Annotated in this window: 1 protein-coding gene; it reads right to left on the minus strand. The window is 66.3% G+C overall.

What is annotated here, in order from left to right; all coding sequences use genetic code 11:
- The coding region (locus tag GPA_RS11515; RefSeq protein ID WP_083809098.1) for a Bcr/CflA family efflux MFS transporter at window positions 1-1,232 on the minus strand (1,232 nt) is incomplete at its 3' end.
- Between the last annotated feature and the right edge of the window lie 215 nt (window positions 1,233-1,447).

A 1,447-nucleotide genomic window follows, 5' to 3' on the forward strand; every position in this document is an offset into this window, starting at 1 on the left:
GCGGCGTCCTTGATGCCCGCGAGCGGGATACGGGACTTGAGCAGGGCGATCCAGCCGATGCCTGCAAAAGCCATGGACGCCACGATGAGCACGCCGATGCCCTGCACGTAGCTCGACCACGGTAGCACCGCCAGCAGCATGCCCACGTAGCCGATGGCGGTATGGGCGAAGTTGATGAGCGACGACGCCGCGCCCGTGTCGCCCTCCTGCTGGGATAGCAGGATGTTCGTACTGTAGGGGCGGATGCAGGCCTCCGTGAGGGCGAACACGAGGAACGTGAGGCAGAACAGCACGGGCGAGAGCTCGCCTGCCAGCAGCATGGCCACGCCCGAGAGCGCAGCCGCGGCCAGCAGGATGCCGGTGAAGCGGCGCGCGCTCACGTAGCGGGAGGCCTTGAGCCAGATGAAGGGACCGGCGGCGGTGAGCAGCGCCGCCACGGCGAAGAACACGCTGTACTCCAGCTCGCTTAGTCCGAAGAACGAGATGTACACGTAGGAGCCCACGGCGATGTAGGCCATGAACGGCAGGTTGTACAGGCCCACGATGGCCAGGAACGAGGAGAAGCCCTTGTTCCTGGCCACAGCGCCCAGCTGCCCGATGCTGCCGAGCACGGTGCCGCGGTAGCGCTCCTCCTGCGGCAGCGTCTCCTCGAACAGCACGGCGAGCGCGCAGCAGAACACGCCCACGGCGCCCAGGGCGCAGAACGTCATGCGCCAGTCGAACACCTGCAGGATGAGGGCGCCCACCACCGGCGACAGCACGGGCCCCACCACGAACATGACCTGCACGATAGACAGGATGGCCTCGCGCTTCTCGGCCTTGAACGCATCCTTGACCACGGCGATGGCAACCGCGCTCACGGCGCCCGCGCCCAGCGCCTGCACGACGCGGAACGCGATGAGCATCTCGATGTCGAGCGCGAGCGCGCAGAGCCCGCTTGCGGAGGTGTAGGTCACCACGCCGGCCAGCAGCACAGGGCGGCGGCCGTAGCGGTCGCTCAACGGGCCGAACACGAGCAGGCCCACGGCGAAGAACAGGAAGTAGCCCACGAGCGTGAGGTTCACGGTGCCCGCCGTGGTGCCGAAGGCCTCCGTCATGTGGGGAACGGCAGGGGTGTACATGTCGAGCGAGAGGGGCGTCACCAAGCTGGCGGTGACGAGGAGGACGACAAGTCCCAAGGGTCCGAGCTTTCCTTGGGGCCGGACGAGCCATTGCTGCATCTTCTGTTTCATGGTGAGTTTTCCTTCTAGGTTCCGAAGGCGACCCGTAACGGGATTACGAGGCGATTACTCTAGCGGAACGAAACCAGATGAGGACGCGATCCTTCGATCATCACAGAGTCACCATGATCTAACAAATCACGGTTCGAAGGGGTTCCGCGGATGCTGGCGGCATCCGGCGCGGGGCGCACGGAGGGCAGGCGCCGCCAGCACCCGGGCAGGGCCGC

The sequence above is a fragment of the Gordonibacter pamelaeae 7-10-1-b genome (assembly GCF_000210055.1).
GTDB classification, from domain to species: domain Bacteria; phylum Actinomycetota; class Coriobacteriia; order Coriobacteriales; family Eggerthellaceae; genus Gordonibacter; species Gordonibacter pamelaeae.